The organism is Herbaspirillum autotrophicum, from assembly GCF_001189915.1.
Classification (GTDB): domain Bacteria; phylum Pseudomonadota; class Gammaproteobacteria; order Burkholderiales; family Burkholderiaceae_D; genus Herbaspirillum; species Herbaspirillum autotrophicum.
Map to the genome: position 1 here is coordinate 41308 of NZ_LFLS01000011.1, position 25510 is coordinate 66817.

General features: G+C 56.3%; 16 protein-coding genes, 1 pseudogene and 1 riboswitch. Of the genes and pseudogenes, 6 read left to right on the top strand and 11 right to left on the bottom strand.

Annotated features, from left to right (window positions below; genetic code table 11):
• Window positions 1-31: 31 nt before the first annotated feature.
• The 4 genes from AKL27_RS10670 to AKL27_RS10685 all read right to left on the bottom strand — a co-directional run bounded on the left by AKL27_RS10670 (window position 32) and on the right by AKL27_RS10685 (window position 6978).
• A complete protein-coding gene (locus tag AKL27_RS10670) occupies window positions 32-4708 on the bottom strand; it encodes a glutamate synthase-related protein (protein ID WP_050462807.1) in 4677 nt (1558 codons plus the stop codon).
• A gap of 173 nt (window positions 4709-4881) precedes the next feature.
• Complete coding sequence (locus AKL27_RS10675) at window positions 4882-5619, bottom strand: transposase (protein WP_050462808.1); 738 nt, start codon at window positions 5617-5619, stop codon at window positions 4882-4884.
• Window positions 5620-5685: 66 nt separating this feature from the next.
• Window positions 5686-6651: a TerC family protein gene (locus tag AKL27_RS10680; RefSeq protein ID WP_083438975.1), complete on the bottom strand. Its 966-nt coding sequence runs from the start codon at window positions 6649-6651 to the stop codon at window positions 5686-5688.
• 24 nt (window positions 6652-6675) lie between these two features.
• Complete coding sequence (locus AKL27_RS10685) at window positions 6676-6978, bottom strand: TFIIB-type zinc ribbon-containing protein (protein ID WP_050462810.1); 303 nt, start codon at window positions 6976-6978, stop codon at window positions 6676-6678.
• Between the two features lie 144 nt (window positions 6979-7122).
• Here AKL27_RS10685 and nhaR point away from each other — a divergent pair, with 144 nt between their 5' ends.
• Both nhaR and AKL27_RS10695 read left to right on the top strand, forming a co-directional pair.
• A complete protein-coding gene (gene nhaR, locus AKL27_RS10690) occupies window positions 7123-8028 on the top strand; it encodes a transcriptional activator NhaR (protein ID WP_157056883.1) in 906 nt (301 codons plus the stop codon).
• A gap of 589 nt (window positions 8029-8617) precedes the next feature.
• Window positions 8618-9826 carry an MFS transporter gene (locus tag AKL27_RS10695; protein WP_050462812.1) on the top strand — a complete coding sequence of 403 codons (1209 nt, stop codon included), beginning with the start codon at window positions 8618-8620 and terminating at the stop codon, window positions 9824-9826.
• A gap of 31 nt (window positions 9827-9857) precedes the next feature.
• Here the strand turns inward: AKL27_RS10695 and AKL27_RS10700 are convergent, their stop codons facing one another.
• Window positions 9858-11360, bottom strand: a complete 1503-nt coding sequence (locus AKL27_RS10700; protein ID WP_232310967.1) for an AMP nucleosidase — start codon at window positions 11358-11360, stop codon at window positions 9858-9860.
• A gap of 528 nt (window positions 11361-11888) precedes the next feature.
• On the opposite strand from AKL27_RS10700, the gene AKL27_RS10705 reads away from it, so the two are divergent.
• Window positions 11889-12956, top strand: a complete 1068-nt coding sequence (locus AKL27_RS10705) for a type II asparaginase (RefSeq protein WP_050462814.1) — start codon at window positions 11889-11891, stop codon at window positions 12954-12956.
• A 106-nt stretch (window positions 12957-13062) separates the two neighbouring features.
• Here the strand turns inward: AKL27_RS10705 and AKL27_RS10710 are convergent, their stop codons facing one another.
• Window positions 13063-13638, bottom strand: a complete 576-nt coding sequence (locus tag AKL27_RS10710) for a TMEM165/GDT1 family protein (RefSeq protein WP_050462815.1) — start codon at window positions 13636-13638, stop codon at window positions 13063-13065.
• Window positions 13639-13642: 4 nt separating this feature from the next.
• A riboswitch (yybP-ykoY riboswitch) is annotated at window positions 13643-13823 on the bottom strand.
• Between the two features lie 306 nt (window positions 13824-14129).
• Here AKL27_RS10710 and AKL27_RS10715 point away from each other — a divergent pair.
• Entirely contained in the window at window positions 14130-15743 is a 1614-nt protein-coding gene (locus tag AKL27_RS10715) for a glucan biosynthesis protein (protein ID WP_050462816.1), read from the top strand.
• A gap of 12 nt (window positions 15744-15755) precedes the next feature.
• Here AKL27_RS10715 and AKL27_RS10720 read toward each other — a convergent pair whose 3' ends face one another.
• Window positions 15756-17045 (bottom strand): MFS transporter, encoded by a 1290-nt coding sequence (locus tag AKL27_RS10720; protein ID WP_050462817.1) that lies wholly within the window; start codon window positions 17043-17045, stop codon window positions 15756-15758.
• Window positions 17046-17148: 103 nt separating this feature from the next.
• Between AKL27_RS10720 and AKL27_RS10725 the strand changes: the two genes are divergently transcribed.
• Window positions 17149-18042 (top strand): LysR family transcriptional regulator, encoded by an 894-nt coding sequence (locus AKL27_RS10725; RefSeq protein WP_050462818.1) that lies wholly within the window; start codon window positions 17149-17151, stop codon window positions 18040-18042.
• A 26-nt stretch (window positions 18043-18068) separates the two neighbouring features.
• On the opposite strand, the gene AKL27_RS10730 is transcribed toward AKL27_RS10725, so the two are convergent.
• Genes AKL27_RS10730 through pgaA form a run of 4 tightly spaced genes read right to left on the bottom strand, consistent with a single transcriptional unit; the run spans window position 18069 to window position 24464 of the window.
• Window positions 18069-18605, bottom strand: coding sequence for a hypothetical protein (locus AKL27_RS10730; protein ID WP_050462819.1), 537 nt, complete (start codon window positions 18603-18605; stop codon window positions 18069-18071).
• Window positions 18598-19869 (bottom strand): poly-beta-1,6-N-acetyl-D-glucosamine synthase, encoded by a 1272-nt coding sequence (gene pgaC, locus AKL27_RS10735; RefSeq protein WP_050462820.1) that lies wholly within the window; start codon window positions 19867-19869, stop codon window positions 18598-18600. Before pgaC ends, AKL27_RS10730 begins: the two co-directional genes overlap by 8 nt.
• Window positions 19866-21953 (bottom strand): poly-beta-1,6-N-acetyl-D-glucosamine N-deacetylase PgaB, encoded by a 2088-nt coding sequence (gene pgaB, locus AKL27_RS10740; protein ID WP_232310963.1) that lies wholly within the window; start codon window positions 21951-21953, stop codon window positions 19866-19868. The genes pgaC and pgaB overlap by 4 nt, the downstream gene beginning before the upstream one ends.
• A gap of 9 nt (window positions 21954-21962) precedes the next feature.
• Window positions 21963-24464 carry a poly-beta-1,6 N-acetyl-D-glucosamine export porin PgaA gene (gene pgaA / locus AKL27_RS10745; RefSeq protein ID WP_050462821.1) on the bottom strand — a complete coding sequence of 834 codons (2502 nt, stop codon included), beginning with the start codon at window positions 24462-24464 and terminating at the stop codon, window positions 21963-21965.
• A gap of 543 nt (window positions 24465-25007) precedes the next feature.
• Here pgaA and AKL27_RS10750 point away from each other — a divergent pair.
• Window positions 25008-25496, top strand: a pseudogene (locus AKL27_RS10750) (methylated-DNA--[protein]-cysteine S-methyltransferase); the annotation flags it as partial.
• Between the last annotated feature and the right edge of the window lie 14 nt (window positions 25497-25510).

Genomic DNA, 25510 nt, shown 5'->3' on the forward strand with positions numbered 1-25510 from the left:
TCAGATAAATCGCTTGAGGCTGGCCGCCGGCTTACGCCGCGACCTTTTCCTTGGCATTCACTTTGGCTGCATTCAACTCGCCAAGCGCGCGCTTGTACTCGGTCGGGAATACCTTCACGAACTTGTTGCGCGATACCGCCCAGTTATCCAGCAAGAAACGGGCACGGGTACTGCCGGTGTACTTGAAGTGACGCTCAATCAGACCACGCAAAATCAATTCATCCGTCTGGCCCTGACCGTTGCGTTGCAGGCTGTGCCAGATGGCGCGATCAACACCGGCTTCTTGCTCGGCATCGGACAAGACCTTTTCCAGTGCCACCATCGCCATGTTGCACTTGCCAGCAAAGTCAGCATCTTCGTCGTAGACGTAAGCGATACCGCCAGACATACCCGCCGCAAAGTTGCGACCGGTACCGCCGAGTACCACCACCGTGCCGCCGGTCATGTATTCACAACCGTGGTCGCCAGTACCTTCGACCACTGTAGTCGCGCCCGAGTTACGCACCGCGAAACGCTCGCCGACCACGCCATTGATGAATGCTTCACCTGCAATCGCACCGTACAGCACGGTATTGCCGGAGATCATGTTATCGACTGCGCGGCCGCGGAATTCGGTATTCGGACGCACGATGATGCGACCACCCGACAACCCCTTGCCGACATAATCATTACCTTCGCCGACCAGATCCAGCGTGATGCCGTGTGCCAGGAATGCACCGGCCGACTGGCCTGCAGTTCCTTGCAACTGGATATGGATGGTGTCATCCGGCAAACCTTCGTGACCATAACGTTTGGCGACTTCACCCGACAGCATGGCGCCGACAGTACGGTTCAAATTGCGGATCGGCGAAATGAACGAGACCTTCTCGCCCTTGTCCAGTGCAATCCGGGCTTGTGCGATCAGCTTGTGATCGAGTGCCTTGTCCAGACCGTGGTCTTGCGTTTCGGTATGGAAGTACGGGGAAGTCGTTTCCGGCTGATAGAAAATCTTGCTGAAATCCAGACCCTTGGCTTTCCAGTGCTGGATAGCCTTGCTGCGGTCGAGCAGATCGGCGCGGCCGATCAGTTCGTTGAAGCTGCGGATACCGAGCTGCGCCATGATCTGACGTACTTCTTCTGCGATGAAGAAGAAGAAGTTGACGACATGCTCAGGACGACCGGAGAACTTGGCGCGCAATACAGGATCTTGCGTAGCAACACCGACCGGGCAGGTATTCAGATGACATTTGCGCATCATGATGCAACCCTCGACCACCAGCGGTGCCGTCGCGAAACCGAACTCATCGGCACCGAGCAGCGCGCCGATCACGACGTCACGACCGGTCTTCATCTGACCATCGGCCTGGACCCGGATACGATTGCGCAAGCCGTTCAATACCAGTGTCTGCTGGGTTTCGGCCAGACCGAGTTCCCATGGCGTACCGGCATGCTTGATCGACGACAGCGGCGAAGCACCGGTACCGCCATCATGACCAGCGATCACGACGTGATCCGACTTGGCCTTGGCAACCCCGGCAGCAACCGTGCCGACACCGACTTCCGACACCAGCTTGACCGAAATCGAAGCGCGCGGATTGACGTTCTTCAGATCATGGATCAGTTGTGCCAGATCTTCGATCGAATAAATATCATGATGCGGCGGCGGCGAAATCAAACCGACGCCCGGCACCGACACGCGCAATTTGGCGATGTATTCGGATACCTTGTGACCTGGCAGTTGACCGCCTTCGCCCGGCTTCGCGCCCTGCGCCATCTTGATCTGAATCTGATCCGCAGAAATCAGGTACTCCGCCGAGACGCCAAAACGACCGGACGCCACCTGCTTGATGCGTGAGCGCAGGGAATCGCCGTCCAGCAACGGAATATCCACTTCGATGCGGTCTTTACCGATTACCGAAGCCAGTGTTTCGCCCTGCTTGATCGGGATGCCTTTCAATTCATTGCGATAGCGGTTTTCATCTTCGCCGCCTTCACCGGTATTCGACTTGCCGCCAATACGGTTCATGGCAACTGCCAGCGTGGCGTGCGCTTCGGTCGAAATCGAACCGAGCGACATCGCGCCGGTAGCAAAACGCTTGACGATTTCCTTGGCTGGCTCGACTTCGTCAATCGAAATTGCCTTGGAAGGATCGATCTTGAATTCGAACAAACCACGCAGCGTCATATGACGACGCGACTGGTCGTTGATGATTTGTGCGTATTCTTTATAGCTGTTGAAATTGTTGGCGCGGGTCGAATGCTGCAACTTGGCAATCGCATCCGGCGTCCACATGTGTTCTTCACCGCGAATACGGAATGCATATTCACCACCGGCGTCGAGCGCGTTGGCCAGCACCGGATCCTTGCTGAATGCCGAGTTGTGCAGACGCAATGCTTCTTCGGCCACTTCGAACACGCCGATACCTTCGACGTTCGACGCGGTCCCCTTGAAGTACTTGTTGACCAGCGCCTTGTTGAGGCCGATTGCTTCGAAAATCTGTGCGCCGCAGTACGACATGTATGTCGAAATACCCATCTTCGACATGACTTTCAGCAAGCCCTTGCCGACTGCCTTCTGGAAGTTGTAGATGGCTTTTTCAGGCGACAGCTCGCCCGGCAGATCCTTGGCCATTTCGCTCAGCGTATCCATTGCCAGGTACGGGTGAATCGCTTCCGCGCCGAAACCTGCCAGCAAGGCAAAGTGATGCGTTTCACGCGCCGAGCCGGTATCCACAACCAGACCGGTCGAGGTACGCAAGCCCTTGGCCACCAGATGCTGGTGAATCGCGGAAGTTGCCAGCAGCGCCGGAATCGCAACCTGTTCGGCATCCACTTTGCGATCCGACACGATCAGAATGTTGTGACCCGATTTGACGGCGTCGACAGCTTTGGCGCACAGCGATGCCAGACGTGCTTCGATACCTTCTTTGCCCCATGCCTTCGGATAGCAGATGTTCAGTTCATGCGACTTGAACTTGCCGCCGGTATGGGCGCTGATGTTGCGCAGCTTGGCGATATCCGCGTAGTTCAGGATCGGCTGCGACACTTCCAGACGCATCGGTGGATTGATGTTGTTGGTATCGAGCAGGTTTGGACGCGGGCCGATGAACGACACCAGCGACATCACCATCGCTTCGCGAATCGGATCGATCGGCGGATTGGTTACTTGCGCGAACAATTGCTTGAAGTAGTTGTAGAGCGTCTTGTTCTTGTTGGACATGACGGCCAGCGGCGAGTCATTGCCCATCGAGCCGATGGCTTCTTCCGCCGATGCGGCCATTGGCGACATCAGGAACTTGATATCTTCCTGGGTATAGCCAAACACTTGCTGACGATCCAGCAGCGGAATGGTGGAACCGGATTCGACCGGCTCGGCCTTGAGTTCGTCGAGCTTGACGCGCACCGACGCAATCCATTGCTTGTATGGTTTGGCGTTGGCGTATGTGTCCTTGAGTTCTTTGTCGTCGATGATGCGACCGGCATCCAGATCGATCAGGAACATCTTGCCCGGTTGCAGGCGCCATTTCTGAATGATCTTCGATTCCGGAATCGGCAACACGCCGGATTCCGAAGCCATCACCACCAGATCATCATCCGTCACGATATAACGCGCAGGACGCAGACCGTTGCGGTCCAGCGTACCGCCGATGTGACGGCCATCGGTAAAGGCCATCGCTGCCGGACCATCCCATGGTTCCATCATGGCCGCGTGATATTCGTAGAAGGCGCGACGGTTGTCGTCCATCAGCGTATGGTTTTCCCACGCTTCCGGCACCATCATCATCATTGCCTGTGCCAGCGGATAGCCCGCCATCAGCAGCAATTCCAGTGCATTGTCAAAACAGGCAGTATCGGACTGACCTTCATAGATCAGCGGGAACAGCTTCTTGAGGTCGTCGCCCAGCACCGCTGATTGCATCACGCCTTCGCGCGCGCGCATCCAGTTAAAGTTGCCTTTGACCGTGTTGATTTCGCCGTTATGCGCGATCAGACGGTAGGGGTGGGCCAGCGGCCATTCAGGGAAAGTATTGGTGGAGAAGCGTTGATGCACCAGCGCCAGCGCCGATACACAGCGCTCGTCTTGCAAGTCTTTATAGTAGACGCCAACCTGATCGGCCAGCAGCAAACCCTTGTACACCACGGTACGCGCCGACATCGACGGCACGAAGAATTCTTTGCCATGCAACAGATTCAGGGCCTGGATCGCGTGACCGGACGATTTGCGGATCACGTACAGTTTGCGTTCCAGCGCGTCGGTCACCATGATGTCCGGACCACGGCCAATGAAAATCTGGCGGATCACCGGCTCTTTGTCGCGCACGGTAGGCGACATCGGCATTTCCATGTCGACCGGCACATCGCGCCAGCCCAGAACAACCTGGCCTTCCGCCAATACCGCGCGCTCGATTTCCTGTTCGCAGGCGATGCGCGATGCATTTTCTTTCGGCAGGAACACCATACCGACACCGTACTCGCCTGGTGGCGGCAGTTCAACGCCCTGCTTCGCCATTTCTTCACGATAGTACTGGTCAGGAATCTGGATCAGGATACCGGCACCGTCGCCCATCAACTTGTCAGCGCCGACTGCGCCGCGGTGGTCGAGGTTCTTCAGAATGAGCAAGCCTTGCTCGACGATCGAATGGTTTTTCTTGCCCTTGATATGGGCAATAAAACCGACGCCGCAGGCATCATGTTCATTAGCTGGGTCGTATAGGCCTTGCGCATGCATAACGGTGCTCCACCACTTTGAAAGTAAGGATTCAAGAATAGTGCACTGCACCCAAATCTTCAACAAGAATAAAGAGGGTCAGAGTAAAATTAAAAACCTTAGTTTTTTTGCCGATTTAAAATTAGGGACATAGTGATTGCCAATACAGTGCAAGCGCTTGTATTCATTCAGTATTATTGCTCTTTTGGCGGGATATTTGCCCCATCATTGGGCACACTATTGTCTTGAATCTTGGCCGGCCGCCCTCTTTTTGCCGGACTGACGCGACGGCTGGCCTGTTTTTCCAGACTCAGCTTGAAATCATCCGCACCCAATGCCCAGCCTTTCAAGGTTGCCTGACTGACCAGCGCCACTTCTTCCGTACTGAGCGGCTGTTCTGCCTGCTGTTTGTAAGCAATTTCCCGGTCAAACGGCGTATTGCCGAGCGCCCAGTACACCGAATGATCAGTAATCAGCGGATCCGGCTTGGCGCCAATGTGATGCATATAACTGGACCAAGGGTATTCTGCCGCAACCATCGCCAATCCACTGCGTACCGGATTAAGCTCGATATAACGACTGCACACCAGCAGATAGCGCTCGGCATCCACCACCGTCGCTTTGTAGCGTCCCTGCCACAACGTGCCGTTACGCGCATATTTATGATTGAAGTACGGTACATAGCAACGTCCGACCCACTGCATCATTCGTGCCAGACCTTGCATGTCAGAGGGGGTTGCCAGCAAATGGATATGATCATCCATCAGCACATAGGCGTGAATAGCCAGCTTGAAGCGCTTGGCGCCTTCACGCAGCCACTCCAGAAAAGCCGTGTAATCGGCTGAATCGCGGAAGATTGTTTGTTTGTCATGCCCCCGCTGGATGATGTGATGCACTTGATTGGGGACAACCAGACGGGGCAAACGGGCCATGGCAACACTCGGATCGGAGAAGATGAACTATTGTAAATCAACTCCGACCCTATTTATCGCAACTGCTTAAGATGCAGCCTTGTTCCTGGTCAGCACCAGACTGAGGATGACGGATATCAACAAGATGCCCCCTACCACCAGCAACGATGCCAATACCGGAATGTGGAACCAGTAAGCCAGCAACATCTTTCCGCCCACGAATACCAGCACCAGTGCCAGGCCATACTTCAGCAAGTGGAAACGATCTGCCACGTCAGCCAGCAAGAAGTACAGTGCACGCAAACCCATGATCGCGAACATATTGGATGTGAACACGATAAACGGATCGGTCGTGATCGCGAAAATCGCCGGGATGCTATCCACCGCGAACACCAGATCGGTCAACTCGATCAAAATCAGTACCAGGAACAGGGGCGTCATGAAACGAACGCCATTGATCACGGTAAAGAACTTGGGACCATCGTATTCCTGACTGACCCGCAAATGCCGTCGCATGAACTTGAGCAGCGGGTTTTGTCCGAGATCAGTCTCCTTATCGGCAAAAATCAACATCTTGACGCCGGTCAGGATCAGGAAAGCACCAAACAGATACATGACCCAACTGAACTGCGCGATCAGCCATGCCCCGAGCAAGATCATCACTGCCCGCATCACAATCGCCCCGAGCACGCCGTACAGCAAAACGCGTCGCTGCATTGCAGGCGGAACAGCGAAGTAACCAAAAATCACCAGAAAGACGAAGATGTTATCGACCGACAATGACTTCTCGATCAGATAGCCGGACAAGAATTCCAGACTCTTTTGATTCGCGAACTCGCGTCCGATGTTCTGATCCAGATACCACCACAACAACACACTGAAGGCCAGCGCCAGTCCGACCCAGGCCACCGACCAGCCCAGCGCCTCCCTGACCGTTACCTTATGTTCATTGCGTCCGCCCAGCACCAGCATGTCGAATGCCAGCATGCCGAGCACAAACACGATGAAACCGATCCACATGGGAGCGGTTGCAAAACTTTCGACACCGTTCACGATTTACCCCCAATTTCTGTCTTATCAATCGAAATCAAACATTTCTCCCAGAAAGCTCTTCTTCTTGCGCGCCGGATAGGCTTGATGTTCATGACGGCTGCGCTCATCGCGCCGGTCTGAATCATCATAACGCCCCTGATTGCCGAAACGCACTGCCGGGTTATGGACCGGGCTGGCGGGTGCGGCAACCGCATTGCCGCGTTCAATCAGTTTGTCGAGTTCCCCTCGGTCAAGCCACACGCCGCGACATTGCGGACAATAATCGATTTCCACGCCTTGACGTTCCGACATGGCCAGCTCAGTGGTTGTGCATGCAGGACATTTCATCACTACCTCCATTTATTGAAAACAGGCAACCGGGCTCCTGATTCGCCCGCATGACCGCACTGTAGTCTCAAATAAGGCATTTGAAAATTCGAATATAATCCAATTTCAATTCGGTTTTTACGAACAATTACCAGAATGCCGGCCATGCTCAATTACAAACATCTCCACTATTTCTGGGTTGTCGCAAAAACCGGCGGCATCAATCACGCCAGCGAGCGGCTGCACCTGACTCCGCAAACAATCAGCGGCCAGATCAGTCTGTTCGAAGAGGGGCTCGGCTACAAATTATTCAATCGTATCGGCCGCCGGCTTGAACTCAACGACGCCGGTCGCACCGTGTTCAGTTATGCCGATCAAATGTTTACGTTGGGAGAAGAACTGGAAGAAGTGTTGCGGTTTCGTCCTGGCGGGCGGCCGCTGCAATTCCGTGTCGGTGTGGCTGACGCGGTTCCCAAGACCATTGCTTACCTGCTACTGGAAACAGCATTGAAACTGCCGGAGCAGTTCCGCATCGTTTGTCGCGAAGGAAAATTGGATCGCCTGCTGGGTGATCTGGCAATTCATCGCCTGGATATCGTGATCGCCGACAGTCCGATGCCCACCAACATCGATGTGCGCGGATACAGCCATTTGCTGGGTGAATGCGACACCAGCTTCTTTGCCACACCGGCGTTGGCCAAACAATACAAAAAGGGATTTCCGCGCAGCCTCGATGGCGCTCCCTTCCTGATGCCGGGTGAAGACGCCGCCGTCAGGCCGCGCTTGCTGCGATGGTTTGACAAGGAAAAGATTCGCCCCAACATCACTGGCGAATTTGACGATGGCGCATTGCTCAATGCCTTCGGCGAAGCCGGCACCGGCATCTTCGCAGCACCTTCGGCAGTTGCCGCGCAGTTGGCAAAACAACTCGGCGTGGTTCAACTGGGACAAACCGATGCCGTCATCGAGCAGTTCTTCGCCATTTCGGTGGAACGCCGCCTTACGCATCCGGCGGTGCTGGCAATTCAGTCGGCGGCGCGCGAAAACCTGATCATCCAACCCGGCAATTAGTTGACGTGCAGACATGTTGTTGTACAGCGAGCACGTCAAGATACCAATGATAAACTCTGCACAACACAAAAGAAAAACCCCACGCACCTTGCGGTACGTGGGGTAAATCCCATTCTCGGGGGAGAGAATGGAGGGGGAACTTCAATATATAAAAAAAACTGCATCTGCTACAGGCCATTTACAAATTGTTACCTGAATTGCCCGCAAACACTGATGCCTGAAGGATATCTTTTATTCAAGAAATTTTGCGCGTGGTAAATTTCAGCGCTGACAGAGAGCAGAACCGCCGCAACTGATCGTCGCCCAAGCGGCATCTTTCATCGATGCCATGGCAAAACATTTCCGCTTCATGCAGAACATAAAGTCTGCCGGCCGCATTAGTCAATCGCAAATTATGATGGATACATTTTTATTATTCATTTTTTAGAATTTGCCAAACACGCTACCATGACGCCTTACAAGCTCACTTAATCAGTCTTCATGTCTGGCCTTCCGTCGCGTAGCACTATTTTCCTCCCGCCGCAGTGTTTCGTCAGCGGGGTATCAATCCATCTCCAGCCATTTGCCAAGGCAGCCGCGAAAGCTCGCCATGGATAAACTGCATGCCGATACGATGGCCCGCAAAAATGCCTGGCGTATCGCGTTTGCCGGCCTCATGACGCTGGCAACGGCGATGGGCATCGGACGCTTTGCTTTCACCCCGTTGCTGCCGATGATGCTGCATGACGGCAGCATCACCCTCAATTACGGCGGCTGGCTGGCCACTGCCAACTATCTGGGTTACTTCGCCGGCGCCATGCTGTGCGCCATATGGCGCGGATTGCCCCCGATCGCCACGATTCGCGCCGGACTGCTCAGCACCATTGTGTTGACGCTCGGCATGGGCTTACTGGATATGCCATCGCTATGGCTGTTGATGCGTTTTCTGTCAGGCGTCGCCAGCGCGCTGGTATTCGTCTATGGCTCAAGCTGGTGTTTGCAGCAACTGACGCACCTCGGCTACCCGGCCATGGGCGGAATCATTTTTTGTGGTCCGGGAATCGGCATCATGCTGACCGGACTGGCGACCGGCAGCATGGTCAGCCACCACTGGAATTCAGCCTCCGGCTGGCTGGCCTTCGGCGCGCTGGCGATTGTGCTGACCTTGCTGGTTTGGCGGATTTATCACGACGACCACAGCACCCAACCCGCAGCGTCGACCCGCCAGCCGACGGCCGCCATCAGTGAAACTGCCGGTCTCAAAAAAGAAATCCGCTTGCAGGTTCTGGCCTATGGGCTAGCCGGTTTCGGCTACATCATAACGGCCACGTTCCTGCCCGTCATCGCGCGCCAGGCATTGCCCAATTCAGTCTGGCCGGATTTTTTCTGGCCGTTGTTCGGTTTGTGTGTGGCGCTCGGCGCCTTTGGTGCGACCCGCTTTCCGGTGCATTACGATCAGCGCAAACTGTTGGCAGCCAGCTATCTGACACAAGCCTGTGGCGTCCTCATCAGCGCGGTTTTTCCGAACGAAGCAGGATTTGCAGTGAGCAGCATCTTGCTCGGTTTGCCATTTACCGCAATCACGCTGTTTGCCATGCGTGAAGCGCGTCGTTTGCGACCGGAACACACCAGCAGTCTGATGGGATTGATGACCGCCTCTTACGGCCTAGGACAAATCGCCGGCCCGCCACTGGCAACACAACTGGTGCATCAGACCGGATCATTCACGGCGTCGCTGAGCATTGCCGCTGCAGCTCTGCTGCTGGGCGCGGTGTTCTATTACAAGATGACCAGAACGACGCCGACCGCAGCCTCCTGACTGCGGTCGGCAAGCCAATGCCGGCAAGCGATTAACGGAACGCCGGCTCGCTGAAACTGCGCAATTTTCGGCTATGCAATTGCTCGATGCCGTTATTGCGCAACAGTTCCAACGCTCTGATACCGATCTGCAAATGCTGCGCCACACGCTGTTCATAGAAACGGTTGGCCATCCCCGGCAACTTGATTTCACCGTGCAGCGGCTTGTCGGAAACACACAGCAGCGTACCGTAAGGAACCCGGAAGCGGAAACCGTTCGCCGCCACCGTGGCACTTTCCATATCAAGCGCAATCGCCCGGCTCTGACTGAAACGCAATAATGGCATCCGATGATCTCGCAACTCCCAGTTGCGATCATCGACCGACGCTACCGTGCCGGTTCGCATGATGCGCTTGAGCTCATACCCTTCCAATTGGGTGATGCCGGCAACCGCATCCTGCAACGCCAGCTGCACTTCAGCCAGCGCCGGGATCGGCACCCACAGCGGCAAGTCATCATCAAGCACATGATCATCACGCACATAGGCGTGCGCCAATACATAGTCGCCCATGCGTTGTGAAGCCGACAGGCCGGCGCAATGTCCGAGCATGATCCAGCCATGCGGACGCAGGACCGCGATGTGGTCTGTGATGGTTTTCGCATTGGATGGACCGACGCCGATGTTGACCAGCGTAATGCCGGAACCGTCAGCACGCTGCAAATGATAGGCCGGCATTTGCGGTTGCCGCACCGGCGCCGTACCGGTGGTGGTTGCCAGCGGCGGATCCTGCAGATTGGCATTGACGGTAGTGACATTGCCCGGCTCGACGAATGCGACGTACTGGCTGCGATAGGCGCGCTCGGCCGGATCGTCGGTGGCTTGCATCAATGACCGTCCGAGACGCACGAACTCATCGACATAAAACGCATAATTGGTGAACAGCACGTAACGCTGAAACTGATGCGGTGCAGTGGCGGTGTAATGCCGCAAGCGATGCAGCGAATAATCAATCCGCGGTCCGGTAAACAATGCCAGCGGATGCACCCCATCCCGCCACGCGCCGTTTTCCACTTCGTAAGTACCGTTGACGATGCGGTCATCCATCTCGGCCAGATCCGGCAAATCGAAGACATCCGGCAACAGCCGCAAATGTTCCGGATCAAGGTCACCTTCGACGTGGATGCCATCGGCAAACGCAAAATGCACCGGAATCGGCAACTCGCTGACGCCGACCTCCAGCGGCACTTGATGATTTTGCAGCAGCAGCTTGAACTGGCTCAGCAAGTATTGAGAAAACAATACCGGCTGGGTCAGGGTAGTCTGATACGTGCCGGGACCGGCGACAAAACCGAAAGACTGACGGGTATCGGTATGGGTCACCTTGTCGGTCGTGATGCGGACAAACGGATAACAGGCGCGTACCCGCTGCGGTATTTCCTGGCCTTGCGTGAACTGCTTGAACGCGGCTCTCAGAATGGCCGTATTGCTGGCGTAGATTTCAATGACACGGTCAAGTGCCGCTTGCGGATCGGTAAATTTTTCACTCAACACAATTTCTCCCGTTGCTCTCAAATCAAGACAAATCGACAATATTGAAAAGTTGCCATGATTCATTTTACTCACATAAGTGCCGGCATGAATGCAAATCACGCAACTGTATTTTCGCACGTCACTGACGACCGAAAAGAATGCAATGCCGACCTCGTTCAATCACTGATTTTCTCTCACCAAGCCACTGCTGTTTCGCATGAAAAACGGCCATCGGCAAACCGCCGGCTGCCAGGTACAAGCGCACATGAGCAATCAATAAAATCTTGCCAGAAAGCAATCACAGCAAGGCTTCCGTTTCGGTGCAAACATGCAAGGGCGCGCACTTTAACGATACTTTTATGCACAACCAGCGAGCAAAAAAATTATCCGAAAACGCGGCGTAAAAAATACCTTCGTTTTAGTCCCCGGGGCTATTCAAGGAAGTGAAAATGGGTGCTATCTTGATCGCTCTCCGGCACCACACAAAAAGTGGCGTACGCGATACCAACTGTACAGCCGGATACATCGCCACCCATCTTGAAGAGGAAAGATATGTACTCTAAAAAAATTGCCGGCCAGTTTCTGATCCTGGCATGCGTCGCAGTATTTTCGGCAGCGCAGGCGCAAAAATTACCTAATGTCACCATCCTCGCAACTGGCGGCACCATCGCCGGCACTGGCGCTTCAAGCACCACCACCGTTGGCTATACCGCGGCCAAAATTGGTGTCGATGCATTGATCGATGCCGTTCCTGAACTGAAGAAAGTCGCGAACGTCAAGGGCGAACAAGTTTTCCAGATCGCCAGCGAAAACATGAACAATGACTATTGGCTCAAGCTCGGCAAGCGCGTCAATACTTTGCTGGCGCAGAGCGATGTCGATGGCATCGTGATCACGCACGGCACCGATACGATTGAAGAAACCGCCTACTTCCTCAACCTGGTTGTCAAAAGCAAGAAGCCGGTGGTGATTGTCGGTGCGATGCGTCCGGCCACAGCCATCAGCGCCGACGGCCCGATCAATCTGTACAACGCGGTATTGCTGGCGGGCAGCCAGGAAGCCATCGGCAAAGGTGTACTGGTATCACTCAACGACCAGATCAACGGCGCCCGCGAAGTTACCAAGACCAATACCTCCACGCTGGATACCTTCAAGACGCCAGAGCTTGGTTTCCTTGGTTACATCCAGGGCAGCAAGCCTTACTTCTACCGCCAGTCGACGCGTCGCAATACCGCTGACAGCGAATTCGACATCAGCAATCTGAATTCCCTGCCGGCAGTCGATATCGTCTATGGCTACGCCAACATGAACCCGATTGCATTCAACGCCTTCGTGGCGTCCGGTGACAAGGGCATCATCCATGCCGGCGTCGGTGACGGCAGCCTGGCCAGCACCGTCGTGCCATCGATTGTCGAAGCGCGTCAAAAAGGCGTGATCGTGGTGCGCAGCAGCCGCGTCGGTCAAGGCATCGTGGCGCGTAACGGCGAAGCCGACGATGACAAACTGGACCTGGTGGTATCTGATACATTGAATGCGCAAAAGGCCCGCATCCTGCTGATGCTGGCATTGACCAAGACCAATGACACCAAGGAAATCCAAAAGATTTTCTACCAGTATTGATCTGATTCAAACTGATCCGGAGTCGCAATGAAAAATGGCCCGCAGTTCACAACTGCGGGCCGTTTGTATTACAGAGGCAAGAGTCTCGACATCGGCGGCGTCCCGGTCAGAAGCCGATCGACTTGCCGGCGCCGAGCAAGGTCGCAATACCAATGATGGCAAAGATCAGGGCTGCAATCGCATGCACCACGCGTACCGGAATCCGTCCCGCAATACGGTCACCAAGCAAGACTGCCGGCACGTTGGCGATCATCATGCCCAGCGTGGTACCTGCCACCACCGCGAAGAACGCGTGATATTGAGCGGCCAGTGCCACCGTGGCCACTTGTGTCTTGTCGCCCATCTCAGCCAGGAAGAAGGCCACCACCGTCGTTCCGAATACACCGAAGCGCACGAACTTGGCTTCCTCTTCGTCGAACTTGTCTGGAATCAGCGTCCAGATTGCCATTGCGATAAATGATACGCCAAGCACCCAGCGCATGATTTCAGGCGACGCGAGCGAGGTGATCCAGGCACCGAGAGCGCCGGCAAATGCATGATTGGCGATGGTCGATACCAGAATGCCCAGAATGATGGGAATCGGTTTGCGGAATTTTGCAGCGAGAATGAAGGCGAGCAGTTGTGTCTTGTCGCCGATTTCGGCCAGGGCAACTACGCCGGTAGAAACGAGAAATGCATCCAATTGGGGTCTCCATGGCCGGACAAAAAAACGATGACCACACCTCTCCCCGGCCAAATCCGAAGGCAGTATGGTCAAAGGTCTTGTCAAGCACAGGAACCGCTTGCACCATGGTCGTTTTTTGACCAAGTATGTTGATGCAAGCCCCTCCTCAGGGCGGAAGGCGACTACTCCCCAATGACCCGCGCATTCTACTCAATTTATTTTTAACCGTCCATCAAAAAGCATCCCGCCAGGCAATCGCGGAACCATCTCCGGCACATCGTACTCAGTACCTGCAGAGCAAGTGCAAGCCGCTGTTCCCTGCGCTTGCGATTGCAGACAACATGTTATCTTTCTGTACTGCAAGCACATGGTTCAACGTGACATTGACAGACCGACATCATCCGGATGCCAATGACAATTGCCAATATCATCCAGTGCCAGCGACCTTTTTTCGCGTCGTTTAATGCCCGCCCATTTCGACAACACACCATTCCCGACATCGCCTGCCCATGATCAATCGCCGTGACTTTCTGACTTCTGCCACCGCCGCTGCCGCCCTTTCTGCACTCGGCATCCCCCCCGCCGCCATTGCCGCTGACCGCATCAAACTTGGCAACGCCCGCGATTTTTCATTTGATGACTTGATCGCCCGCGCCCGTACGCTGGCGCAAACTGCGTATAAAGCGCAAGCGGCAGCGCCGCGCGAGATACTGGAAAAAATCGATTACGAAGCGCACGGCAAGATCAAATTCGATACCGGCCATGCCTTGTTTGCCAACGGCCCGGGACAATTCGCGGTGACCTTCTTTCACCTCGGGCGCTTCTTCCAGTCACCGGTTCACATGCATGTTGTGACAGGGAACGGCGCTGCTGCCAAAGCGCGCGAAATCGTCTACGACGAAAGCTACTTCGACATGCCCGCCGATAGTCCCGCGCGCCAGTTGCCGAAAGGCAGCGGCTTCGCCGGCTTCCGTTTTCAGGAAAGCCGGAGCGGCGATCAAAGCAAACTGGACTGGCGCAAAAACGATTGGGTGGCGTTTCTCGGCGCCTCCTATTTCCGCGCCATCGGTGATCTGTATCAATATGGTTTGTCGGCGCGCGGCATCGCCATTGATGTCGCACAAGCCGGCAAGGCAGAAGAATTTCCCAACTTCACGCACTTCTATTTCGAAACCCCGGCCGAGGGCAGCAATACCGTCACCCTTTATGCGTTGCTCGACGGCCCCAGCATTGCCGGTGCCTACAAGTTCGTGATGACACGCAGCACCGGCGTCATCATGGATATCGACACCGCCTTGTTCCTGCGGCGCGACATCGCCCGTTTCGGAATTGCGCCGCTGACTTCCATGTACTGGTTTTCGGAAACGGTCAAAGGCACCGGTGCCGACTGGCGTCCCGAGGTGCATGACTCGGATGGACTAGCGATCTGGAATGGCGCCGGCGAACATCTCTGGCGGCCGCTCAACAATCCGCCGCGCACCACGGCATCGGCGTTCGGCGACAACAATCCGCGCGGCTTCGGCCTGTTGCAGCGTGACCGCAACTTCGACCACTATCAGGATGGCGTGCGCTATGAAGACCGCCCGAGTCTGTGGGTCGAGCCGCAGCAAGGATGGGGCGAAGGTGCGGTGCAACTGATCGAAATTCCCACCGACGATGAAATTCACGACAACGTGGTGGCAATGTGGGTACCGCATGCACCGGCGGTTGCCGGCAACAGCTACCGCCTGAGTTACCGGTTGCACTGGCTGCACGACGAGCCGTTCCCGACACCATTGGCGCGCTGCGTCGCGACGCGGCTCGGCAACGGCGGCCAGCCGGGGCAGGCACGTCCGCAAAATGTGCGCAAATTCATGGTCGAATTCAAGGGCGCCCCGCTCGAACAACTTCCCTTTGGCGTCAAGCCGGAAGCGGTATTGTCGGCATCGCGCGGCAGCTTCTCTTATGTATTTACCGAAGCCGTTCCGAATGGCGTTGCCGGACACTGGCGCGCGCAATTCGATCTGACTGTCGACGGTGATGCACCAACAGAGATCCGGCTCTATCTGCGTCTCAAAGACAAGACCTTGTCGGAAACCTGGCTCTACCAGTACTTCCCGTTCAAGACCGGCAAACCCTATTGATTTTGCGAACGTTCAGGAATGATTGCCGGCGCCCGTCTGCGGTGCCGGCAGCGTCCTCGTCCGCTTGCCGGCACGCGCGACAAAATCTGCCAGCAAAGAGGCCAGGCAAAATGCCGCGATGACCGCACACACGCCATGCCAGCCACCATGCGCCCAGGCCGCACCGGCAGCCACCGAGCCCAACGCTCCACCGATAAAAAAGATCGCCACAAACAAACCATTGATGCGACCGCGCGCAGCCGGATTCAACAAGTTGATGGCGTGCCGGCCCAGGGTCTGGTCAGCAGTCACACCGGCATCCAGCGCAATCGCCGCCAGTGCCAGCAAACCAATCCCCAATGCACCGCCGACGTTTGATCCGGCATACTGTGCCAGCAGACAAGCCAGCAACATCAGGCCATGCGCAGCGACGGTCAGCGGCCGGGTCCAGCCGCGATCGGCACACCGGCCAGCCAGCGGCGCCACGACGGCACCAGCCGCACCGGCCAGCGCAAACAGGGCAATCGATTTCTGGCTCAAATCAAACGGCGCTTGCGCCAGCCGCAAACCAATCGACGTCCAGAACGCGCTGAACGCGCCCAAACCCAATGCCGCCGTCAATGCACGCTGACGCAGCACTGGCTCATCGCGCAGCAAATGCCACAAGGATTTCAGCAGGCCACTATAGGAATGCGCGTCGCGCTTGTTACCCGTCTGTGGATAACGCTGCGGCAACACCCGCGCCAGCAGCAACGCCAATAATCCAATCGCCACACCGAGTGCGGCGTACATGCTGCGCCAGCCGGCGAAATCCGTAATCAGGCTGGCCAGCGGACGTGCCAGCAAGATACCCACCATCAACCCCGACATGACATTGCCAATGGTGCGTCCGCGATGTGCTTCGCTGGACATCATGGCGGCCATCGGCACCAGCATCTGGATCGCGCTGGAAGTGGCGCCGGCCAGGAAGATTGCACTCAGGAACAATACTTTATCGGTAGCAAACATGGCACCCAACAAAAACAGGGCGCAACATCCGAGTATCCCCACAATCAAGCGCCGGTTCTCCAGCAGATCAACCAGCGGCACCAGCAACACCAGTCCGACGGCATAGCCCAATTGCGGCAGCATGGCGATGACGCCGGACCACGCCGGCGGCAAATCCAGCGCCTCCTGAATCACGCCGATCACCGGCTGCGGCGCCACCAGGTTCATGATGATGACGCCAACCGCGACTGCGAACAGCAGCGTCAAGGCAGTGGTCAGTGGCGGTACGGTGACAACGGGAGCAATTCCCGATGACTGCGGGCAAGTCTGGTTCATGTTGTTCTTCACGGAATATCAATGCCTTGCAGTGTATGCACATTCACAATATGCAACAATTGAATTATTATCATACACATTATGCAAATATATTTAGACAACCATGAATACCCATGACATCCAGGCGTTTGTCGCCGTCGTTGAAACCGGCTCCATCAGCGGCGCTGCGACGCGCCTGCATTTGACGCAACCGGGAATCAGCCGGCGCATTCAAAGCCTGGAAGCCACTCTCGGCGTGACGCTGCTGGATCGTCTGTCGAAGCCGTTGAAGCCGACCGTCGAGGGACGCGATGTCTACGCGCTCGGTCAGCGGGTCTTGCGCTCGGTGGATGAACTGGTCCGCAGCACCGATGAAAAAAGGGAGTTTACCGGCTCGTTGCGGCTGGGCGTGCCATCGATATTGTCGGAACTGGTGCTGTCTGAACCCATCAACAATCTGTTGGCCGCCTATCCGCGGCTGGGCCTGAAAGTCAGCTCGGCGTGGTCGCCGGTGTTGCTGACGCAGGTGCAAGAGAATGTCGTCGATGCCGCCGTGGTGATCATGCAAGATGATGCCCAACCGGGCGAACGGCTGGCCGGGCACAAGCTGGCCCAGCAAGCGTTGCTGGTGGTGGCATCCGAACAGCTGGACATTCCCGATCACGATATCGGTCTGGATGCCTTGTCGCGCCATCCGTGGATCCTGAATCAGGATGGCTGTGCCATGCGCGGTGCGCTGCGCCGCAAATTTACTGACGCTGATTTACCGCTGGAGATTGCAGTGGAAGCATTCGGCGCCGAACTGCAAATGTCACTGGTCAGCCGCGGCCTCGGACTTGGCATCGTGACGGCCGGGGCATTTTCCCGCAGTGCATTCCGACGCCAGTTGAAAGTGGTCTCGGTGCCCGCCCTGCACGCCAGCTCAGCCTTGTGGCTGGTGCATGACTTGCAGCCGGGACGCTTGATCGGCCCGCTCGACAACCTGAAAAAATCGCTGGCCAGTATCAGCACGTATTAGCAGCACGCGATCAGAAACGCGCCTTCTCAGATACGAATCGCCGCTGAACGGAAGTGTCCGTGTTCATCGTGATAGGCCACCAGGCTGCGGTCGTTTTGCCAGGTGGACAATAGCTGACGATCAAGTTCTGCGTATGCCGCGATCTCCATGATGCTGTCCGGATCGGGAACCGTCGCCAGCAAATTCTTGCGGATGCTGACGATGTAATCCGGATCTTCGTCAGGCTGCGCCGGCGGCGTGTCGCGGCTATCGAAAATCAGTTGTGCACCCAGCAGCGCCAGCAGAATCAGAAACAAACCCAGGCCGACCTGACACACCACAACCAACAGGGAGACATGAATCGTCTCCAGCTTCAGGAAGCATCGATGAGCATACCCGCCCAGTACGGCCCAGGTCAGCAATACCAACAGCGGCCTGAGCAGACGAAACCAGAGCAGCTTCAATACCGCAGCGTTTCTCTTGCCGGCGCGCGCCGATATGTCGAAAGGCTGATAACTGATATCGATAATGTAAGCCGCCATCACCTGATCGGCTGATTGTCGTGCATTTGTCGTATTAGTCATGCTTTACTCCCCGATCCGGACTGACCCAAACAGCGCGTGCTCCGCGCCGACGCAACAACACCGATGGCACCGCCATGACGGTCGTGATCAGATTGATCATCCAGAACGCCAGCGGATACCAGATGGTCCACAGAAAATAGCGCAGCAAATGACAGTCATAGCGGTAATCAATCAGCAACCCGATCATCAATTGCAGAAAACAGGTAAAGATCAACAGCAAGCCGCTCCATTCCGGAATCAGCGCGGTATCCAGCGTGTGCGGCACCAGCCCGAGGGATTTGAGCAAGGCCAGCACCAGTGCCAGCACCATCGAGTACGACCAGAACACGCTGAGGAGATACTCGCCATAAATCGGCCACATGCGACGCTGCGAAAGATGACGCATGTTTGACGAATATTTCAACAAGGTCTGAATCCCGCCCATGGCCCAGCGCAAGCGCTGCTTGTACAAACCTCTGATCGTTTCCGGCATCAGAATCCAGCACAGCGCATGCGGTTCGTAACGGATGCGCCATCCGGCAACCTGCAATTTCCAACTGATATCAATATCTTCAGTCAGCATGTCGGTACTCCAGAAGCCGACATCCAGCAACGCCTTGCGCCGGAACATGACGATCACGCCGGAGACACTGAACAGGCGTCCATACAATTGCTGGGTGCGTTTGATCAAACCGATGAATGAAGAAAATTCTCCTACCTGCATGCGGCCCAGCAAGGTCGATCGCGTGCGGATGCGCGGATTGCCGGTGACCGCAGCAATGTCGTCATGCCGCAGAAAATGCCGCAGCATCCAGCCGATGGCCTTCACATCAAGAATGGCATCGCCGTCAATACCCAGAATGAACTCGCCCTGCGCCAGAATGGTTGCCGTCGTCAGTCCTACCGCTTTACCCTGATTGACGTTCTGATGAATCACCCGCAGCAGGGGAAACCGGCGCGCCATCTCATCCAGTTGCGCGCCAGTGTCATCAGTACTGCCGTCGTTGATCGCAATCACTTCATAATTGGGATATTCCAGTTGCATCAGATGACCGATGACTTCCCGGACATTGTCACCTTCATTGAAACAGGGAACCAGGATGCTGACCCGCGGTAAATCTGCCAGCAATTCCAGCGCATCGCGCGTATCCCTCTGACGCCACTCGAACAGGAAAAAGTGCACTACCCCTCCGGCCATCCATACATAAGCCATGAAAAACGGATAGAAAAAAACAAAGTCGAACAATATATCCAGGCATAGCAACCACCAGATGGCGAGCGTCATTTTTCCACTCCCCGGGAGGGTTTGCGCCCCCTGACTTCAGTTCCCTCGACTTTGCCCGGGACTGATTCCAGAAAACTTTGCTTGGACAGCGTCCTTTTCACCAACCCCAGATCAGGCTGATTTTCCAGAAAGTCATCCGGGTAGTACGCCAGATGTCGCACGCCCATACTGCGCAACAGCGAAAACTGTTTTTCCAGAGTTGCATCGGCCACGGGCTTTCGGACATTCCAGTCGAATGCCTGCAGTTCGAAGATCGTGCCATCCAGTCCGCCGGGCGTTGCCGCCACCCGCCGCGCCAGTTCCCTGAGCCACGGCAGAGGCTCTGCAACCCGCTCCATATAGGGCATCGCCATCACCGCGGTATAGTCGTAGCTGTGCAGAAATTGCTGGTAATTCTGGGCGAACCAATGCTCCGATTCCGGTTCCATCAGCGGCGCCGCATACATGTTGCGGGCGGTCATCAGCGCTGGCTGGGCGGTTTTCAACACCGCGACCAGTTCATGCGTGAAATCGGTCAGATACCGCGTCTTCAGATCCGACCAGCGATCCGCCAGTACCGGCGACCGCCGGATCGCTTCGATATCGGATGGCAAACCCCATGACTGATAGACCTGCAACGCAGCGTGACTGGCATCTTCATAATCATTGAGCGTGGCATCGTCATGAAACAGAACGCCATTGAAGCGCGCATATTTGCCAAGGTCTTCGTAGATCTCCCGAATCAGGTCGCGTACCTGAGGATCGAATGGCGTGAGGCGATGGTAACGATCTGCATATGCCGCTGCCGGTGCGCCTGCACCCATCTTGACTACCGAGCCCGCCAGCGGATTTTTCGACGGCAAGCGGAATGCCATGACCGGCATCCATGCATACACCTTGACCCCTGAGCGCGTCATCAATTGCCAGGCGACCCGGCTGAACAGGTCTGCCCGCAGCGGCAAATGACGATTGGGAAAGTAGACCGAATCGGCGACGCCATCGCCATCCGGATCGGCATACGCTTGCAGGAATACGCTGGTGGGACTGATCTTCTTGACCCGCTCCAGCAAGAGCGACAGATTTTCTTCCTGCTGCTTGGGGTCCGGATCATAAACATAATCCAGATCGACGTGCATCACGCGGTTGACCGGACGCACATCGCCATCAAAACCGGCCGGTGTGCGCAAATAATATAAATAATCGGGCGCCAGCGCGTCGAACGAAACCAATCCGCGCCGGATCCGGTTCAAGGGTACATCCGGCGAATTCGGCCCGCTCTCAAGCGACATGGCGAACGGCAGACCGACAGCATCAGCAGCCGCCAGCGCCGTATTGTTATACGCGCCGTAGGGCCAGACCACCGCGCGCACCGGCACGCCGGTGTGCTTCTCGATCAACTGCTTTCCCAGTTGCAAATCAGCAATCAGACGCTGCTGATACGCGGCGTCGCTTTCATAGGTGGCGGTGCGGGAATCATAGCGATGCGTCACGACTGCCGGTATTTCATTACCTTGTGGATTTGCCACCGTGCCTTTATGCAATGCATGGGTATGCGTGGCAAATTCAGCCAGTCCGGAAGCAGACATTTCAGTGATCTCCGACCAGCTCAGGAATTTTTCGCGCGGCACGCCGGTCTTCCCGTATGACATGACCCGCTGGCCGCCAGGCACCTCCAGCCACTCCGTCACCAGCGCGAAGATGGCCGGAAACCGAAACAGCTTCAGCAGAGGAAATACTTTGCTGTAAAAACTCTGATAACCGTCATCGAACACCAGCAACACCGGCTTTCCCGGCAACGGCGCGCCGCCGTTCCGGGAAGCCCGGATCTGATCCAGCGTAACCGGGTGATAGCCGTTGTCCCTGAGCCAGGAAAAGAAGTTCATCAACACGCTCTGATCGACCGCCAGTTCTTCCGGGTCAGTATCAAACGTGGCCCGTACATTTTCACGTATGTCATGAAACGCAAAAACGCGGAAGGTCTTGCCATCATCGGGATCAGCTTGCGGCAACGATGCTGCCTGCGCCGCCGACAGCATGCCGCCTAGGACCAGCATCCACACCGGCACCATGATGCAGCGCCTTATCAACCAGATCAATATCAGCACAGCGTCTCCTTAGTCAAACGGAACAGACAAGTTCAAATAGCCATAGCTGCGGCGGTCGCTGACCCCATCGTAGGGATGCGCCGCGAGGCCGGCGCCATAGGTCAGCGCCAGTCGTTCACCGAGTTGCCATTCATGTTCGTAGCGGATGCCCCATAATGGCCGGCCATCCTGGCCGGCCTGCCGATACCAGCCAAGCGTGCCGTAAATGCGTTGTGTCAGACGTCGCTCATCCCGTTTCCAGGTCAGCCACTGAAAACGGCTGACCTGCTCCAGAGACGCATCTGTACGAGGATTGAAATAGGCCGCCGGGCGCTCGCCGTTGAGCGCCGCCGCCATGCTCAGCGTGGTTGCGAATTGCGCGCGCGGACTGCTGTACCAGCGCTCGCTCCAGCTCAGCGAAAGCGCGTGACGACGATTGCCATCTGAAAAACCGATATGCTGATAAAGGGTGTCAAACTGGCGACTTTCATTGACGACATAGACGATGCCGGTGTTGTACTCGCTGCCGCGGACGCCATCGGCATATGCCTTGGCAGAAAGATTGATGCTGTTGCTGTCCGCAAAAGCACTCCAGCGCCACTGATCATCAATACGATAAGTGAGCGCGGCCGTGGCACCTGCGGCGAGACTGGCCTGCGCGGTATGGTGCAGACCAGCGCCGATTTTCCAGCGTTCGTTGAGCCATGATATGCCGGCTTCACTGCGCTGCCGGCTGATATTTCCCTGATCGGTGTTGGCATGGACAAAGATTTTCTGCGCATGGACGCGCCACTGATCATTGAACAATGCCGAATTGCCGCGCACTGCGATGCGTTGTTCGCTGTTGGCCACACTGCCGCCGCCGCTGCTGCTGCGGCCTGCACTTGATGCGATTTCCACCGACGGTCCGCGCAACGCATCGTTGGCACGCACCAGACGCTGCACCATCGCCGCCTCGGGAAACTCCCGTTGCAGTTGCGCCACCAGCCTGCTGCCTTCACCAATCCGGTTGGCCGCCAGCAAGGCACTGGCATAACTTGCTCGCGCATCCAGCGAGGTCGGCCTGTCGGTCAGGATCGCTTGCAGCAAGCTCAGCGAAGCATCCATTTGCCCGCGTTGTCCGAGCGCCTGCGCCAGGCCTAGCGAGAAATCCTCATTGAATGGCGCCACGTCATGCAGAATTTCAAAACGCTCAAGCGCCAATTTTTCGCGCTCGGTATACAAGAGATATCTGGCTTGCAGGGACTGAATCGCCAGATATTCCGGATTCGGCTTGCCCAGATTGTTGCGTAATGGTGTCGCCGCTTCCAGTTCGACCAACAACTGTTCGGCCGATCTGAAACGACCGGTATCGAGGTAGGCATAAAACAAACCAATGTGCGCCTCGCTTGGCATGCGCAGGTGGTTTCCGCCTTCCTTCAATGCCTGTTCATACAATTGCACGGCCTGCCTGGAATCACGTTCCTGAGCGCAGGCATCGGCGACAGCCGCAAGAACATAATAAGGAAAGCGGATGCCTTGGCGCTGTCGTTCATGAAACAGTGCAATTGCCTGATCATTGCGCCCCCGCGCCACCAGAGCGACCAGATAATCATTGTCGAGACTGGCGCGCAGCTCACGCATCTGCGGGACATCCGCAAGCGCGTTCCGCAAGTGCTCTATTTTCAGCAACACGGTTGTCAGCGCATCGAATCTGCGCTCGTCGCCAAATACCTCACGGTCGCGCAGTGCCCATTTCAATTCGTCACTGATCGCGCGTTGTTCCAGTTGCCGCATTTCTTCAGGCGTAAACAGCGGCCCGGCGGCGGCCTGTCCGCTGCGTGCCTGTTCCAGCGCAAATGTCGCGGCACCGGTACGTGACAACAAAAACAATCGCTGACGTTGCAAGTCCTTCCTGTGCGGCGCCAGCGCCAGCGCCCTGGCGTAGAGATCAATCGCTGCAATCCATTTTTCACGCGTCTCGGCCAGCAACGCTTCGGCTTCCAGCACCTGCACTTGCTGCACTGTACCGGCGGCGATCTGGCGCAACGCCGGCAAGCCGGCTTCAGCCGCCGGCAGTTGGCTACTATCGATCAGCCAGTATGTCTGTTTGAGCCGGGCATCGAATGCCATCGGATGTCGCCGCATCAACACCTGTACCACCATCGCTTCCAGCGTTACCTGACGCAGTGCGCGCGCCGCGCTGAACAGGGCATCAAGAGCGTAGTCCGGCAATTGCTCCGGCGCGATGGTTTGGATCACCGCTATCGCGGCTGCTGCATGTCCCTGCTCTTGCTGCCACACCAGATAATCGGCCAGCACTCTGACGCTCTGCGCCGCGCTGAGCTGATGCCTGGCGTCGCCGGACACCCAGGCCGACAATGAAGACAAGGCCGCCTCCCGTTCTCCATTTCGATACTGCTTGATCAGTGCGTCATGCCGCGCCTGCGAATAAGGCACGGCCACCGCACCGGGCGTCAGGCCCTGGGCCAGCGTGTGCGCGTGGCTTACGACAAACATCACCAGCAGAAAAGGCAACTTCCGTGACGGCATTGCACGACTCCCTGTTCAAGAACTACTGTTACCTCCCGCTGAGCGAGCCCATCAGCAACCGGACCGGAATACGGATGAACGCATTTGATCAATCAATATTGTTTTTTTAACAATCTCATGATGAGAATGAATGTAGACCCGCATCCACAAGAGCGAAGTAAGAAAACTCTCAAAACCGACATGCGATCTGCAAAACCCGCATGTATTCGATTTACTTCAACGCATTTAGCTGCCGGGAGAGATAGCGGGATTGTGGAAACGACGATGACCATCAACACATAACAACGAGCCGGTGATCATCTGTATGACGGAGGAAATTCCCGGCGTGCAGCAGGTGCACGGTTTGCCGCTGTTCCTGCAAGATGGATGGCTGGCAAGCCATCACGAGAAAATGACAGCGGCTGCAAGGCTGACCCGCATGCTTCGGCAAACCTGTTGCGGATGGCGTATATTCTCACCGTAAACAGGCAGCGCCAGTGCCATCCGGCAAGCGCTGCGGCAACATCAGACATGACCATCGTCTGCGATTTCCGGAACAAGTAAATGACCTATGTATTCAAGACCGCCGACACGCCGGTCGGCAAGCTCAAACTGGTGGCAAACGGCCAGCGCCTGGCGGCAATTTTGTGGGAGCACGACAAACCCGACCGGGTACGGCTCGGCCCCATGACCGAAGATCCGGACAGCGTCGTGCTGTACGAAACCGAGCGGCAGTTGCGCGAATACTTTGCCGGCACCAGACAGCAATTCGATCTGGAACTGGAATTTTCCGGCACCGAATTCCAGAAGCAAGTGTGGAATGCATTGCTGACCATTCCGCTCGGCGAAACCAGAACCTACAGCGACATAGCCTGGCAAATCGGCAGACCCAAGGCGGTGCGCGCAGTGGGTGCTGCCAATGGCCGCAATCCGATTTCCATCATCGCGCCGTGCCATCGGGTGGTCGGCATGTCGGGCGCACTGACCGGATTTGCCGGCGGCTTGCCGATCAAGAGAAAGTTGCTGTCGCTGGAATGCGGCACGCCCGATTTGTTTTGAACCACACT